General features: G+C 58.4%; 16 protein-coding genes and 1 pseudogene. 4 read left to right on the top strand and 13 right to left on the bottom strand.

Going from position 1 to position 15,201, the window contains the following annotated elements; genetic code table 11:
- Window positions 1–26: 26 nt before the first annotated feature.
- The 3 genes from DA792_RS15540 to DA792_RS15530 are packed head-to-tail and all read right to left on the bottom strand — an operon-like array spanning window position 27 to window position 2,441.
- Entirely contained in the window at window positions 27–980 is a 954-nt protein-coding gene (locus DA792_RS15540) for an OmpA family protein (protein WP_107720877.1), read from the bottom strand.
- Window positions 980–1,714, bottom strand: coding sequence for a GNAT family N-acetyltransferase (locus DA792_RS15535; protein ID WP_107720875.1), 735 nt, complete (start codon window positions 1,712–1,714; stop codon window positions 980–982). Before DA792_RS15535 ends, DA792_RS15540 begins: the two co-directional genes overlap by 1 nt.
- Window positions 1,707–2,441 (bottom strand): competence/damage-inducible protein A, encoded by a 735-nt coding sequence (locus DA792_RS15530; RefSeq protein ID WP_107720873.1) that lies wholly within the window; start codon window positions 2,439–2,441, stop codon window positions 1,707–1,709. The genes DA792_RS15535 and DA792_RS15530 overlap by 8 nt, the downstream gene beginning before the upstream one ends.
- Window positions 2,442–2,487: 46 nt before the next feature.
- On the opposite strand from DA792_RS15530, the gene sfsA reads away from it, so the two are divergent.
- The 3 genes from sfsA (at window position 2,488) to DA792_RS15515 (ending at window position 5,352) form a co-directional block, all read left to right on the top strand.
- Window positions 2,488–3,174 carry a DNA/RNA nuclease SfsA gene (sfsA, locus tag DA792_RS15525; RefSeq protein WP_107720871.1) on the top strand — a complete coding sequence of 229 codons (687 nt, stop codon included), beginning with the start codon at window positions 2,488–2,490 and terminating at the stop codon, window positions 3,172–3,174.
- Between the two features lie 74 nt (window positions 3,175–3,248).
- The gene (map, locus tag DA792_RS15520) at window positions 3,249–4,088 is read left to right on the top strand and encodes a type I methionyl aminopeptidase (protein WP_107720869.1); all 840 of its coding nucleotides are present in this window, start codon (window positions 3,249–3,251) and stop codon (window positions 4,086–4,088) included.
- A 178-nt stretch (window positions 4,089–4,266) separates the two neighbouring features.
- Window positions 4,267–5,352: a TRAP transporter substrate-binding protein gene (locus DA792_RS15515; protein WP_107720866.1), complete on the top strand. Its 1,086-nt coding sequence runs from the start codon at window positions 4,267–4,269 to the stop codon at window positions 5,350–5,352.
- 61 nt (window positions 5,353–5,413) lie between these two features.
- Here DA792_RS15515 and DA792_RS15510 read toward each other — a convergent pair whose 3' ends face one another.
- The 3 genes from DA792_RS15510 to DA792_RS15500 are packed head-to-tail and all read right to left on the bottom strand — an operon-like array spanning window position 5,414 to window position 7,823.
- Window positions 5,414–6,061 (bottom strand): HAD family hydrolase, encoded by a 648-nt coding sequence (locus tag DA792_RS15510; protein ID WP_107720864.1) that lies wholly within the window; start codon window positions 6,059–6,061, stop codon window positions 5,414–5,416.
- Entirely contained in the window at window positions 6,058–6,618 is a 561-nt protein-coding gene (gene rsmD / locus DA792_RS15505) for a 16S rRNA (guanine(966)-N(2))-methyltransferase RsmD (RefSeq protein ID WP_107720862.1), read from the bottom strand. Before rsmD ends, DA792_RS15510 begins: the two co-directional genes overlap by 4 nt.
- Window positions 6,618–7,823: an NAD(P)/FAD-dependent oxidoreductase gene (locus DA792_RS15500; protein WP_107720860.1), complete on the bottom strand. Its 1,206-nt coding sequence runs from the start codon at window positions 7,821–7,823 to the stop codon at window positions 6,618–6,620. Before DA792_RS15500 ends, rsmD begins: the two co-directional genes overlap by 1 nt.
- A gap of 89 nt (window positions 7,824–7,912) precedes the next feature.
- Between DA792_RS15500 and DA792_RS15495 the strand changes: the two are divergent.
- A pseudogene (locus tag DA792_RS15495) lies at window positions 7,913–8,400 on the top strand (peroxiredoxin).
- Window positions 8,401–8,439: 39 nt separating this feature from the next.
- Here the strand turns inward: DA792_RS15495 and DA792_RS15490 are convergent.
- The 7 genes from DA792_RS15490 to DA792_RS15460 form a co-directional block, all read right to left on the bottom strand.
- Entirely contained in the window at window positions 8,440–9,288 is an 849-nt protein-coding gene (locus DA792_RS15490; RefSeq protein ID WP_107720858.1) for a mechanosensitive ion channel family protein, read from the bottom strand.
- Window positions 9,281–9,583, bottom strand: coding sequence for a 4a-hydroxytetrahydrobiopterin dehydratase (locus DA792_RS15485; protein ID WP_107720856.1), 303 nt, complete (start codon window positions 9,581–9,583; stop codon window positions 9,281–9,283). Before DA792_RS15485 ends, DA792_RS15490 begins: the two co-directional genes overlap by 8 nt.
- Window positions 9,576–10,754, bottom strand: coding sequence for a GNAT family N-acetyltransferase (locus tag DA792_RS15480; RefSeq protein WP_107720854.1), 1,179 nt, complete (start codon window positions 10,752–10,754; stop codon window positions 9,576–9,578). Before DA792_RS15480 ends, DA792_RS15485 begins: the two co-directional genes overlap by 8 nt.
- A 48-nt stretch (window positions 10,755–10,802) precedes the next feature.
- Window positions 10,803–11,561 carry a glycerophosphodiester phosphodiesterase family protein gene (locus DA792_RS15475; RefSeq protein WP_107720852.1) on the bottom strand — a complete coding sequence of 253 codons (759 nt, stop codon included), beginning with the start codon at window positions 11,559–11,561 and terminating at the stop codon, window positions 10,803–10,805.
- Window positions 11,561–12,025: a RidA family protein gene (locus DA792_RS15470; RefSeq protein WP_107720850.1), complete on the bottom strand. Its 465-nt coding sequence runs from the start codon at window positions 12,023–12,025 to the stop codon at window positions 11,561–11,563. The genes DA792_RS15475 and DA792_RS15470 overlap by 1 nt, the downstream gene beginning before the upstream one ends.
- Before the next feature lie 100 nt (window positions 12,026–12,125).
- A complete protein-coding gene (locus DA792_RS15465) occupies window positions 12,126–13,433 on the bottom strand; it encodes an HlyD family type I secretion periplasmic adaptor subunit (protein WP_107720848.1) in 1,308 nt (435 codons plus the stop codon).
- Window positions 13,430–15,169, bottom strand: a complete 1,740-nt coding sequence (locus DA792_RS15460; RefSeq protein WP_107720847.1) for a type I secretion system permease/ATPase — start codon at window positions 15,167–15,169, stop codon at window positions 13,430–13,432. The genes DA792_RS15465 and DA792_RS15460 overlap by 4 nt, the downstream gene beginning before the upstream one ends.
- Between the last annotated feature and the right edge of the window lie 32 nt (window positions 15,170–15,201).

The following is a 15,201-nucleotide window of genomic DNA, read 5'->3' as shown; positions in this document are numbered from 1 at the left end:
TTCTCGTGGAGAGAAGGCGAAAGCCATTACTGGGTCGAGGCGATCACCGCTTCGACCCTTCTGTTTGTTTCGCGACCCTCTGGCGTTGCGTTTGACACGCGGGGCGCGAGATAGCCAATGCCCTCGGCACTGACCTGATCGGGGGATACGCCATGGGCCGAAATCAGCCGCGCCCGCACCGCCTCGGCGCGTTTGCGCGACAGGGCGGTGTTGTTGGTCAGTCCGCCAACGGTGTCAGTGTGACCGACCAAAACGATTTTCGTCAAAGGATGGGCGGTCAAATAGGCCGCGATCTGTGTGAGAGAGGCAAAAGGCCCGGCTCCAAGCCCGGCGGCCCCAGTTTCAAACGACAGATCATCCAAAACCACCCGCCCGCGTGTTTCAAGCGTGGCAATCACATTGCGGTTGGGCGGCAGGGTGCCAGCAGGGGTCTCTGGCCCAGGCGAGGGGGCAATCAATTCGACCTCAGGGGCATCGCTGGGGGTCACCGTGCTGATATGAACAAACCCGGCGCTGGTCGCGCGGCTGGTGACAATGGCGATGGTGCGCCCGTCCGGGTGCTGGGCCAAGAGATATTGAAAATTGCCAAGGTCCACATGCATGGCGGGTTCCGGCAAAAGATCCAGCAGGTAGCGAAAATCAAAGCCACCGCACAGGCTATCGGCGCAGGCAAAAGAGATGTGAAATCCGGCGGTTTCCAATTGCTTACGCAGCGGTGCGATCAATTGAAACGGCGTCAGGCTTGTGCTGGGCAGGCGGTAGGCGCGGTGGAGGACTGCGCCTTCAGCCATGACCATTTGCGTGGCCTCACCTTGATAGGCGCTGGATGGAAACGGCTGAGCCGACAGGGAATCGTCGCGTGAAGCGGTTTCCACCGAGGCGCCCGGCAGATCAAGCTCAAACGCGCGTGCGCCCTTGGCCCCGACAGACAAAACAAGGCTCAGAGTCAGCAAAAACAGGCGAGGGAAAGGTAAGATCATCAGGCCTCGGTCATCGGTTTGGTTCTATAGTGGTACTGGCCGATTTCATGCAGTCCAAGCGAAGAATAGAGCGCAAAGGCGGCAGTGTTGGCGCGTGTGACCTGAAGCGCAAGCGCGGTGGCACCCTGGGCGCGGGCCCAGTCGGCGGCCAGCCGTACTAAGATTTGGGCCATGCCTTGGCGGCGCTCTGATGGGGTGGTTTCAAGGGCGTGCAGTACGGCGATGGACCCAGATAGTGCGACAAAGCCAACCCCGGCAGGGCGATCCTTGATGCGGCCCAGCAGGGAGGTTTTCGGCGTGCAGGCCCGATCCATGACCGCAAGTCGCGCCGGGCCAATGCCACCCTCGGCCCACATCTCGCGTTGGATTGAGACAGGCGGCCAAGACACATAGCTGCATTTGGGGTCAGAGGGCGCAAAGGCCTCAATCGGCGCGGCAAGACAGAGGGTTGGATCAAACATCGTGTAGCCGCGCTCCGCGAGCAGCGCGTCAAAGGTGGCCTCCCCTGTGCGGATTTGAAACAAAGCGGGGCGGGCATCCGCAGCAAACCGCGCTTCGATCTGATCCAGCGCGTCCGAGGACACATCCCCGGCAAGCGTGGCCGCCGAGGTGCGGCTGCCGCCCCCCGCACCGTCGCGATAGATAAAAGGACCGACGGGGGCGCGACTGCGTGCGGGCCATGTTGCCTCGAACGCCGTGATATAGTCGTCGAGGCAGCCGAGGGGGTCAGCCATTTTCATGCGCAGGAAACAGGGCCGCCAGTTCCAGAATGGCGGCATCAACCTTTGCCCCGTCTTGGCCGCGAATGACGATATTGGTGCCAAATGCGCCATTGTTGGTAAACGGATAAGAGCCCATCGACAGGTCGGGATATTTCTGTGCCAACATGCCCAAAGGTTCGGCCACGGTGCTTTCTGCGCGATTGATGCGATAGGTTTGCGACAGCAAAGGCTTGCCACCCGTGAGCGTCGGCAGGATCGAGGCGACCATAGCGGCGAACACATTGGGCACACCGGCCATGACATGGGTGTTCTCAAGGCTGAACCCCGGCGCAATCGAGACCGGGTTTTCGATCAAAGTCGCCCCCTCCGGAATCCGCGCCATCCGCATCCGCGCTTCGTTGAATTCAACGCCACGGGCTTTGTAATGCGCCCCTAATAGAGCGCGGGCATCGTCGCGCACACCGATCGGACGGCCAAAGGCCTCGGCGACACAATCGGCAGTGATGTCATCATGGGTTGGCCCGATGCCGCCGGAGGTAAAGACGTGATCATAGGCATCCGAGAGCGCGCGCACCGTCGTGACAATCGCCTCGCGATCATCGGAAATCACCCGGACTTCCTTTAAATCAATCCCAATGCGGGTCAATTCGCCCGCAAGCAGATACATATTGGCATCACGGGTGCGTCCCGAAAGGATTTCATCCCCGATGATCAGAATCGCGGCGGTTGGGTTGGGCATCAGGACCTCCTTGAGCGGCTGTTGCTTAGGGTATAGTCCTGTGCTCATGCGCTTTCAAACCGAACTGATCTCCGCGACACTTTTACGTCGATATAAACGCTTTTTGGCGGATGTCCGGTTGCCCGACGGGCGCGAGGTGACGGCGCATTGCCCCAATCCAGGCTCGATGATGGGCCTCGCGGAACCGGGCATGCGGGTCTGGGTCGAACCCAATGACGATCCGAAGAAAAAACTCAAATACGGCCTGCGGCTTGTCGAGCTTGCGGGGGCGATGGTGGTGGTCGACACGGGTGTTGCCAATAAGGTGGTGGGTGAGGCGTTGCGGGCGGGTTTGATCCCGGATTTGATCGGTGAGGTTCACGCCGAGGTCAAATATGGCGTTAATTCACGGGCCGATTTCATGATTTTGCAAAATAAGAGCAAGATTTGGGTCGAAGTTAAATCCGTGACCTTGTCGCGCGAGACCGGCTTAGCCGAATTCCCGGATGCGAAAACTGCACGCGGGGCGAAGCACCTTGGCGAATTGGCGGCGCGTGTGGCGGAGGGCGACCGCGCAGTGATGCTCTATCTGGTGTCGCGTGACGATTGCAATCGCTTCGCTCCGGCAGGCGACATTGACCCCACATATGCCCAAGCCGAAGCGGAGGCGCGCCAAGCGGGTGTCGATATTCGTGTCTATTCTGTCGTCATCACGCCCGAACAGGTGCGTTTTGACGCGGGCAGCTTTGCATAAGAACTCCGCTTGAGGCACTGGCCCTTCGCGACCGAACCCCTTATATCAATGCCGCAAAGAGATGGAGTAGACCCTTGGACGAGACGCATCGCGGCCGCATCACCAAAGACGGAATTCGGATTTACGAGGATGCCGATTTTGCAGGCATGCACGCGGCAGGTGAAATTGCCGCGCAGATCCTTGATGAGGTCGGTCCGCTTGTCGTGCCCGGTGCAACCACTGAGGAGATCGACGCGTTTATCACCCGCCGGGTGGTCGAGCTTGGCACCGTGTCCGCGACCATCGACTATAAAGGCTACAAACACGCTTCCTGTATTTCGGTAAACTATGTGGTCTGCCACGGGATTCCGGGCGCGAAAATTCCGGGCCATAAAGACGACAAGCTCGTCGATGGCGACATCGTCAATATTGATGTGACGGTGATCAAAGACGGCTGGTTTGGGGATTCAAGCCGGATGTATTTTGCCGGCCAGCCCAAGAAATTTGCCGAGCGTTTGGTGCAGGTCACCCATGACTGTTTGATGTTTGGGATCGAACAAGTGAAGCCGGGCAACACGTTTGATGACATTGCAGGCGCGATTCAGGAGCACGCACATAAGAACCGCATGTCGGTGGTGCGCGATTTTTGCGGCCATGGTCTGGGCCGGGTGTTTCATGCGCCGCCAAATGTGCTTCACTATGTGCCGATGCGGCGTCCGGGCGACAGTGCTCCGGTGCTCGAAGAAGGTATGTTCTTTACCATTGAGCCGATGATCAACCTTGGTCGCCCAGAAACCAAAGTCCTCGCGGATGATTGGACAGCCATCACCAAGGATAAAAAACTCTCCGCGCAGTTTGAACACTCCATTGGGGTGACGGCGACCGGGTGTGAGATTTTCACGCTTTCCCCGGCGGGTTTGTTTTATCCGGGCTAAGACGGCAACGCGGCTATTTTAGAAACAGTGTTTTATTTCAATGACCTGACCAAAGGGTCAGAGAAATCTTCACGACCTCCTGTTGCGAGTGACTTGCAGCTAGACTCGCAAACCCCTAGGTCAATTGGGCGCGGGCCACAGTCGGCCCGCATGAGACAGCCCATAAGGAGGACTGCCCGTGAACCACCTGTTTAAAACCGCTTCTGTGGCGGCACTTGTCGCAGCCACAAGCACCACATCTGCCTTGGCGCAGGAGGTGACGCTTCGCTTTCAACATTTCGTGTCGCCTAACTCCGGTTCTCCGATGTATTTCATGGAACCTTGGGCCAAGAAAATCGAAGAAGAATCCGAGGGCCGCATCAAGATCGAAATCTATCCGCTGATGCAATTGGGTGGTAAAGCACCGGATCAATATGACCTGATCCGTGACGGTGCGATTGACGGCGGATGGGTGATCCCGGGCTATCAACCGGGGCGTTTCCCCGAAGCGGAGGCGTTGGAATTGCCGTTTGTCACGGAGAAATCCGGCGAACTGGCCTCTATTGCGGCGTGGAATTTCACCCAACAACACCTGATGGATGACTTCAAAGACGTGCATGTCCTCGCGGCACATATGCATGGCGAAGGACTTGTTCATAAAAAGGGCACGCCGGTTGAAACGGTTGAGGATTTCAAAGGCCTTAAACTGCGCGCGCCGACACGGACCTCGACGCTTTTGCTGGAAAAACTGGGCGCAACCCCTGTGGGGATGCCGGTTCCGGCCTTTCCCGAAGCCTTGGCCAAAGGCGTTTTGGACGGTGGCGTGATCACCTACGAAATGGCGCCCTCACTGAAACTGGACGAATTGACCGACAGCCACACCGACGTCGAAGGGCATCAGTCCTTTTATAACCTCTATTTCATCTGGGCGATGAATAAGGCGAAATATGACAGCTTGCCCGATGATCTGAAGGCGGTGATTGACAACAATTCGGGTCTGATGGCCTCTGAATGGGCCGGTGCTGCCTATGATCAGGGCGACGAAGATGGCGTCAAAGTCATGGTCGCATCGGGGAATCCGATTACGGTGATAAGCAAAGATGAGACCGATAAGATCAAAGCCTTGGGCGACGAGGTGATTGCCGATTGGATCATCGAAATGGATGGCAAAGGCTATGACGGGGCGAAATTGGTTGCGGATGCGCGTTCAGATATGGCTGCGGCATTGAACCAGCATCCCTGGATCGACACATATGGCGCCTCTTATCACGTCATTGAAAAATGATCTGACCGAGAGGTTCGGATATAGAAAGGGCCGCCTCTTTGGGTGGCCCTTTTGTTTGTGATTATATGCCGATGCGGCGCGGTAGATCGTGCATATCGGCAAGGTGTTCGGCCCCCTCAGAGATCAGTCGGGCACCATCGCCGTGCGGATCAAAGCCAAAACAGCGCATTCCGGCGCGGCGCGCGGCAATGCAACCCGAGGGGCTATCGTCGACAACGACACAGGCCTCCGGCGCAACGCCCATGGTCTCAGCGGCGATCAAAAACAGGCCTGGGTCGGGTTTGGCCACGCCATGGGTGTGAGCCGAATGAATGCGCCCCTTGAGACGGGTAAACACCGCCGGATGCGCGCCCAAGGTGACATCCATTTTTTCCATCGGACCATTGGAACCAACGCAATAGGGGATGCCAGCCGCGTCCAAGGCATCAAATGCGGCTTCGATGCCGGGGATAAGGGGCACGCCCGCGCGCAAAACCTCAAAAATCCGTGGGTAGGCTTCGGCTTCCCACGTTTCTGGCAAGCTGGCCCCGGCCTCGCGGGCACGCTGTGCCGTGGAATAGATCGTGCCGCCGACATATTTGGTTTCAAGCTCATGCAATGAAAGCTCAAGGCCATATGTGGCAAACTCCGTCAGAAGAAAGTCCAAAAGCGGGGGTTCGCTGTCAACGATCACACCGTCACAGTCGAAAATCACGAGATTGGGGGTCATTTGGGCTCCAGAATATTGATTTTGGTCTCGCCATATCTGCGCGTGTCCAAAAGGTTCAGCGCCTCGGGGACGATGATGTCGGCACTGTCTTCCCAGACGATCAAGGCGCGCGGGGTGAGCCAGCCTCCAGTGAGTGCGGCGGCCATGGCGGTTTCACCCAGAGCCTTACCATAGGGCGGATCGAGGAAGATCAAATCATAGGGTGCGTCTGGATTTGCGGGCAAACGTGTGGCGTCCATCCGCATCAAGGTGGTGCAATCTGTGGCTTTGCACAGGGCGATGTTTTGCGTCACAAGGCTCTGCGCCTTGCGCCCGTCATCGACAAATGTCACATGCTCCGCCCCGCGTGACAGCGCCTCAAGCCCCAGCGCCCCGGTGCCCGCAAACAGATCAAGCACCCGTGCTTCAATGATGGGATCATCGTATTTCCCACCCATCAGCACGTTAAAAAGACTTTCGCGGACACGGTCCGTCGTGGGCCGCAAATGCGCGCCCAGGTCGCCTTTGCCAACGGCGGCCAATGCCAGCCCACGAAACGCTCCGGCAATGATCCGCATCAGCTGCGCATCAGCGCTTTGAGATCGGTTGCAGGGTCGGCCACCATCGCGGGGTCTGCGGACTTGCCCGCCTCGATCAAACGCTTGGCCACCATATAGCCGCGCGGATCGTTGATCGCATCAATCGCAATCAACGTGCCCTCTTTGTAGTACCAATGCGAGCGCGTGGTTTCTGTTTCGCGGATCACCACCTGATCATGGCCGGTGGACAGACCGGCAATTTGCAGTTTGACGTCGAATTGATCCGACCAGAACCACGGTTTCGGCGTGTATTCCACCTCTTGGCCCAACATGTTTTTGGCCACAACTGCACCTTGATCAATCGCGTTGCCCACGCTTTCAAGCCGCATTTGATGCCCCATATGCGGGAAGGAGGCGCAATCGCCCGCCGCAAAAATATCCGGGTTGGAGGTGCAGCTATGGCGGTCCGTCATGATGCCGTTGTCCAATACCAGCCCCGCCAGTTCCGCCAATTGCGTATTGGGGGTGATGCCGACGCCGACGATGACAAAGTCCACGTCCAGTGTAGTGCCATCGGTGAGTTTGGCGGCGCTCACGCGGGTCTCGCCCACAAGGGTTTCAAGGCCCACCCCTTCGCGCAGATCAACGCCGTGGCTTTGATGCAGAGCGCGAAAATAATCGGAGGTCTCTTTCGAGGCAACGCGTTGCAAAATCCGGTCGGACATTTCGACCAACGTGACTTTCAGCCCCTTTTTCGCTGCAACGGCCGCCGCCTCAAGCCCGATGTACCCACCGCCCACGATCAACACCGACGCGCCCTCTTTGAACTCGGGTTCAATCGCATCGGCATCGGCCAGCGTGCGCATGGTGTAGACGCCCTGCAAGGTGCCGCCGATGGAGGCGGGCAAAAGCCGGGGCGCTGAGCCGGTGGCCAATGCGAGCTTGTCATAGGAGAGGGGGGCGCCATCGACCGTGATGGTTTTTGCAATCGGATCAAGGGCCGTGACAGAGGCCCCCATGCGCAAATCAATGGTCTCATCGTCATAGTAACTCAGAGGCCGTAGATACAGCCGATCCAAATCCACATCGCCCAAGAGATAGGCCTTTGACAGCGGCGGGCGCTGATAAGGCGGGACGGGTTCGTCGCCGATCAACGTGATTTTTCCGTCAAACCCCTGACCGCGTAGAGTCGTGACGATGCTTTGCCCGGCCTGCCCGGCACCAATGACGATAAAATGGCTCATATCTGCTCCTCCTGCGTTTTCGACTGGTCTGAAAACGCCCTGACCCTATATCGTGATGAGTTAAAATGACAACGCGAAGAGGATCAAGAATGACAATTTCTGTTGGAGACACGCTTCCGGACGGAACCTTGTTTGAGTTGGGAGCAGAAGGACCGGCCTCCGTCGATCTGGCAGCCAAGTTCAAAGGCCGCAAAGTGGTGATTTTTGGCCTGCCGGGTGCCTATACGGGCGTGTGCACCACGGCCCATGTCCCAAGTTTCATTCGCACCAAAGAGGCGTTCGAGGCGAAAGGTGTGGATGATGTGATCTGTGTGTCTGTGAATGACCCGTTTGTGATGGGGCATGGGCCAAAGACACCGGCGCGGATGTGGCCGGGCTGTCGATGTTGGGCGATGCAGAAGGCGCGTTTATCAAGGCGCTGGGGCTTGACTTCACCGCCGCTCCCGCGGGCCTGTTTGGGCGCTCGAAACGCTTTGCGCTTTATGCCGAAGACGGTGTTGTGAAGGTGCTACAAGTCGAGGAGAGCCCGGGCAATTGCACGATTTCGGCCGGTGAATCGCTTTTGGAAGCGATCTGACAAAAGACGCCCGGGGATATGGTTCCCCGGGCGTTTCGCTTATTCGGCGGCATTCAACAATGTGCGAGTCGGGAAGGGGATATCCACACCCGCCTCATCCAAGGCCTCTTTCACCTGCCGTTTCATGTCGGCCTGATATTGAAAGAAATCACTGGATTTGACCCAAACACGGACCAAGAAATCCACCGAGAAATCGCCCAGATTGTTGACCTGTATGAACGGTTCTGGCTCAGAGAGCGAACGCGGGTCGGACATGATCACCGTGCGAATGACCTCTTCGGCAGTTTTCAAATTGGCGCCGTAACCCACCCCAAATGTCCATTCGGCGCGCCGGGTTTGGTTGGTCGAAAAATTGGTGATGATGTTGCCCCAGACCTGAGAGTTGGGGACGATGACCTGAACATTGGACAGATCGGCCAATTCGGTGAAGTTCAGGGAAATGTCTTTGACCGTGCCCATTTTGCCCGCAACATCGACGAAATCACCGATTTTGAATGGGCGAAACAGGATGATCATTACGCCAGCGGCGACATTGGACAGGGTGCCTTGCAACGCCAAACCAATGGCAAGACCTGCGGCACCGATAACGGCGACGATTGAGGTGGTTTGAATGCCAAAGGTGTTGAGAACGATCAGCGCGGTGAAAGCCAGAATGACGTAGCGGGCAATGTTGCCGAGGAAATTGAATAGCGTGTTGTCGAGCTTCTCATATTTCGAGCCAATGCCACGAATACGCCGTGCGACCCATCCGGCAATAAGCATGCCGAGGACCACAAGACACACCGCCCCCAAAATCGAGCCACCAACTCCCAGCAGAAATTCAAGCGAAAGATAGTCCCCGACCGTCTGTCCATTATAAATCGGATAGTTCAAAATCTGTTCAATCATCGGCGGCCACCTTGTCCATTTTTCTTGCGAGTTTGATGTCTTTCTCGGTCAATCCGCCCGCGTCATGGGTGGATAGGATCACCTCGACCGAGCGATAGACATTGGTCCATTCCGGGTGGTGATCCATTTTCTCCGCAATCATCGCGACACGGGTCATAAAGCCGAATGCCTCAATGAAATTTGCGAAGAGGAAGCGTTTTGAAATCGCAGTGCCGCCTTCTGTCTCGGCCCATCCTGTGGCCAAAAGCGGCGCAAGGGCCTCGGTGCGGGCTGCGTTTGAGAGCAGTTCAGTCATGATCGTCCTCTCTGTCTGTGCGTTTAAAAGGGCCGTAGGAGGTGAGAAATTCAGTTTCCTCATCCACAGCGGCACGTTCGGCCACAAGGTAATCGTCCACGGCGCGGGCAAAGCCCGGATCAGCGATCCAATGCAGCGAATGGGTGGTATTGGGGAGGTATCCACGCGCCAGCTTATGCTCGCCTTGCGCGCCCGCCTCAACCCGCGACAGGCCATGGGCGATGGCATAGTCGATGGCCTGATAATAGCAGATCTCGAAATGCAGGCAGGGGTGATGTTCGGTGCATCCCCAGTAGCGACCATAGAGGCGATTTTGGCCGATGAAATTCAGGGCACCTGCGATGGGGCGCCCTTGGTCCAGCGCCAAAACCATCAAAACATCGTCGCGCATGGTTTCGTGGATATGGTCAAAAAAGGCACGGGTGAGATAAGGCGTACCCCATTTTCGTGCGCCCGTGTCCTGATAAAAGGTCCAAAACGCGTCCCAATGGTGTGGCTCAATCTGGACCCCGCTCAGTTGCACAATCTCGCCGCCAAATCTCTGCGCTTGCGCCCTTTCTTTGCGGATGTTCTTGCGTTTGCGCGAGGACAACGCGTCCAGAAAGTCGTCAAAATTGGCGTATCCGGCATTGTCCCAATGAAACTGTTGCCCAGTGCGATGCATCAGGCCCATGGCCTTGCCCGCGTCAACCTCGGCGTCAGAACAAAAGGTGATGTGCAAGGAGGAGAGTTGGTTTTGCGCTGCGACTTCGACAGCCCCTTGGACCAGAGCCGCTTGACCAACCTCCTCAAATCCCGGACGGGTCAAAAGTCGTCGGCCCGTGACCGGGGTAAAGGGCACCGCGATTTGCAGTTTCGGATAATAATCGCCACCGGCGCGCTCATAGGCCTGCGCCCAGGCGTGATCAAACACATATTCGCCTTGGCTGTGGGTCTTGGCATACAGTGGCGCGACGGCGATGATGTCCCCCGCTGCTTTGGCCATCAGATAACGCGGAAACCATCCCGTGCCCGGACCAACGGAGCCGGAGCGCTCCAAGGCCAAGAGAAAGCGATGAGTGACAAACGGATCATCGGGCCGCCCCTCCATTGGAGCGGCACAGGCGTCCCAATCTTCACGCGCGATCTCAGTGATCGTCGTGCTCACGCTGATCTCGATCTGTTCTGTCACGCCCGGCTCTCCAACATCGCTATAGAACTGGGGCTCAGGTGCGATGCGTCAAGTCGGAACATAGCCTTCAAATGTGATATTGTCAGCGATCTGTCGGGCTTGCGCCTCTTCCTCGGCTGATTTGATGGTCCAGCACAGGATATGTGCGCCTGCGGCTTTCAATTCAGCCACCCGTGGGGCGGTCAGATCCGACCATTGGTGGGAAATGAAAGACGCGCCCACCCGGTCAAAATCGACAATGCCGCGCAAAGGGGGGCGCAAAGCCGACGGGATCAACCCCGCCTCGCCATTGGTCCAGTCACAGGTGGTGATGCCGCGTGGCAGCTGTGGGCAGACCTCGGCCAAGGCGGCCACGGAATGCGGATTGAAAGACATCAAGGCGACGGGGCCGTCATAGGACGACAAGGCGGCGGCGGCGGCGCGTTCGAGCGCCCCCACGTTTGGCCCCATCGCTCCGTCCTGATCCTTTACCTCAATCAAAAGCGGCACACGCCCGGCGACATGATCCAAAACCCGTTCCAAAGTTGGTACGCCAATTTCCCCGGTCTTAAACCGCACATCGGCCAGTTCATCCGCCTTGCGCAACGCAAAAGCCCCTGCGGACGTCGTCAACCGACCCAAGGCATAGTCGTGAAACACCATGGCCACCCCGTCGGCGGACAGTTGCAGGTCAATCTCAATGGCAAACCCACCTGCTATGGCAGCGTCAATCGCGGCAAAGTTGTTTTCGGCGCGGGTGATGTTGTCATCATGCAGGGCGCGGTGAGCGATCGGAGCGCCAAGAAAGGCGGCTGGCAGGTCTGGCATCACTTCAGCTCAAAAATGGCCTCGATCTCTACCGCGACGCCCAACGGCAGGCTGGCGGCGGAGACGGCGGACCGCGCATGACGACCCGCGTCGCCCAAGACAGCGACCATAAGATCGGAGGCCCCGTTGACGACTTTGGGCTGTTCGGTGAACTCAGGCGTCGAATTGACGAACCCCACGAGTTTCACCAGCCGGTTGATTTTGGAAAAATCCCCACCCACGGCGGCATTGGCTTGGGCCAAAAGCGCCAAAGCACAGGTCTGAGCCGCAGCCGCGCCCTCTGCGGTGGTCATGTCCGCGCCCAATTTGCCAAGGATCAACCCGTCCGGCCCATTGGAAATCTGGCCGGAGACAAACAACTGCGCACCACTTTGCACATAGGGCACGTAGTTGGCCGCAGGGGCCGGGGCATCAGGCAGAGTCAGGCCGAGGTCGGCAAGTTTGGCCATAAGGTCGATGGACATAGAAGGCTTCCTTTGTGTCAGTGCCGCGTTTTAGCGGCGGCGTGTTTGGGTCGACTTGGGTAGGTCGAATTGGGGAGGTCGCATTTTGGTCTTGGTACGCTCAATCTTCGCGGAACGCACGGATGAAATAATCGGCCAGTGGTTTGGTCAGATAGGCCAAAGGCGACCGTTCGCCAGTGGACATATAGGCCTCCACCGGCATGCCGGGAATAAGCACCGAACCTTTGGGCAGTCGGGCGCGCTCCTCCTCAGTGATATTGATGTCGACGCTGTAGTAGCTGGCGCGGGTCGCCTCGTCGATAAAGGCGTCGGGTGACACCCGTGTGACCGTGCCGATCAGTTCGGGCGTGGTGCGGCGATCAAAGGTTGAAAACCGCAGGCGCACGGGTTGGCCGGGATAGACGCGATCCACATGCACCGGGCTGATTTTGGCGGTGATGATGAGAGGCCGGTCTTGTGGCACAATGTAAAGCACCGGGGTCGCCGGCGATACCACGGCGCCGGGACCAAAGACTTTGAGCCCGTAGACCACGCCTGAGACGGGCGCGCGCAGGTCAAGCCGGTCAAGCTTTGACGTCAGGCCCCGGACCTGTTCGCGCAACCGCCCTACAGAGGCCTGAATGTCGCGCAGCTCGGTGATGGCGGCCTCTCGCCGATCTGATCCCGCCTTGAGAATTTGTAGATCAATTTCGGTGATCTGAACCTGCGCTTGCGCCTGCGCCGTTTCCAATTCGCCGATATCGGCGGCCAATTGCACGGTGTCGCGACGCAGGGCAATCACCCGGCTTTGTTGAGTTAGACCGCGCGTCAGCAAATCGGCCTGTGCGGTGAGATCCTCTTGCAGCAAAGCGGCCTCTTCGGAGAGGGCCAATTTTTGCGCCTCCAAACCGCTGATTTGAACCTCGATCTGGCTGCGTTTTTTGTCAAGCTGACTGATTTCAGCGCGGGCGGTGAGTTGGCGCGCAGCGAACAAATCCTTTTGACCTTCCACGGCGCGCGAGACCTGTGGGTCGGTGCCCATACGGTCGATGAGCGCCTCTGAGAGGATAATCTTGGCGGCCCCGTCGCGTTCCGCTTCGAGGCGGGCGTTGCGGGTCAACAACTCAAACAGCTGGGTTTCGAGCACGGCGATTTCGTTGAGATACTCATCGGGAGACAGTTCGAGCAACAGATCGCCTGCCGCCACCTGCGCGCCCTCCGTGACATGCACGGCGGCGACTTCGCCGCCATCGCGGTGCGCCACAGCTTGGCGGTTTTGTTCGACCTGGACCTGACCCGAGGCAACCACGGCCCCGTCAATCCGCGCCAGCAACGCCCATCCGCCAAAGCCGCAGATCAGCAGGGCGACAAAAAACAGGCCAAGCCAGACGGGGCGACGGGCAGACCATTTTGGATCGGGCTGTGTCATTGAATGCCCCCTTGGCCGGCGCTTTTACGCAGGATGTCTTTGGAGTTTTTGACCATTTCGGTGAGCACAGCGTCACGCGGTCCAAAGGCGCGGCGCAATCCGCCGTCCAGCACCAAAAGCTTTTCGCATTCCTGAATGGCTGACGGGCGGTGGGCCATGATCAACACGGCCCCGCCTTCGGTTTTGTGGCGGCGGATCGCAGTGTTGAGCGCCAAAGACCCATCATTGTCGAGGTTCGAGTTGGGTTCGTCCAAAATCACGATCACCGGATTGCCGTAAAAGGCGCGGGCCAATCCGATGCGTTGCAACTGGCCACCCGACAACAGCCCGCCAGCAGAGGCGACTTGGGTGTCATAGCCCTCTGGCAGCGATAGGATCAAATTATGCGCATCGGCTTTTTTGGCGGCAAGCACCACCGCTTCCGCATCCGGGCTGAGGGCGAGTTTGGCGATGTTTTCCGCGATAGTCCCGTCGAACAATTGCACCTGTTGCGGCAAATAGCCGATGTAGGAGCCGAGAACTTCGGGTGCAAAATGCGACAGTTTGGCGCCATCGAGGCGTAGCGAGCCGGTGTTGGGGGACCAGACCCCTGTCAACGCGCGCGCAAGCGTCGATTTGCCTGCTCCCGAAGGCCCGATCACACCGAGCGCCTCGCCAGGCAAAAGATCAAAGCTGATGCTTCGCAGTGAGGCTTGGGTTTGGCCCGGCGGAACGATGGTGAGATTTTGTACCGTCAACGCGGCCTTGGGGCGGGGCAATTCGGTGCGCACAGGCAGGGGCGGATAGGCGCCCAACAGTTCAGAGAGATCAACCCAAGCGCGTTGGGCATGTTGCACAAGATTCCATTGGCCGATCAAAACGTCGATCGGCTGCAATGCGCGTCCCAACAAGATTGAACTGGCGATCATTGCGCCCGAAGACACGTCTTTTTGCAGCACCAGCCACGCGCCAAGCGCCAGCATGGCCGATTGTAAAAACAGCCGCAGCGCGCGGGAGGTGGCGGTGAACCCGTGGGTGGTGTCTTCGCTGGTCACAGAACGGGACAGGGCGGCCCCGCGCGCGCGCATCCAACGGCGATAGGCGGCCTCTTGCATTCCCAGCGCCTGAAGGGCTTCGGCGGCGGTGGTCATCCGGCTGGCCATTTGCGCGGCCTCGGTTTCGGCCTGAAGCGCTGCGCCCTGTGCCGGTTTGGCGATGGCGCGGTGGACCAAAGCAAGACTGACCAAAACCGCACCGCCCCCGACGGCCAACATGCCGAGATAGGGATGAAACAAACCGATGCCCAAAAGGAATACCGGCGTGAAAGGCAGGTCGTAGAAGGCGGAAAACGCAGGCGAGCCGAAAAACCGGCGCAGGGCCGCGAGATTGTCCATGGCGCGCGACTGGCTTTTGTCGCGCGGCTTGCGTGCGGCGCGCAACATGGCGGCATGAAACACGCGCGTTTCGAGATCAGATTGGAACCGCGCGGCAATCCGCGACAAGACGCGGCCGCGAATGCCATCAAGCAGGCCCATCATCAGATAGAGAAAGGCAACAATAACGAAAAGCGCCACCAACGTGGCCTCGGATCCTGACCCCAACACACGATCATAGACTTGGAGCATGAACAACGGGCCGGTGAGCATCAACAGATTGACGCAGACGGAAAACACCCCTGTGGCCCAAAAGAGGCCCCGGGAGCGGCGGCGGACCGAGGCGAGTTCATGTTGGCCTTGCCGGGTTTGGTCTTGCGTCATAGGGGAGTCATTCGCTCAATTTGCGTCAATTT

This window comes from Celeribacter baekdonensis (assembly GCF_003047105.1).
In the GTDB taxonomy this organism is placed as follows: Bacteria; Pseudomonadota; Alphaproteobacteria; order Rhodobacterales; family Rhodobacteraceae; genus Celeribacter; species Celeribacter baekdonensis_B.
This window is presented reverse-complemented; position numbering and strand designations above follow the sequence as displayed.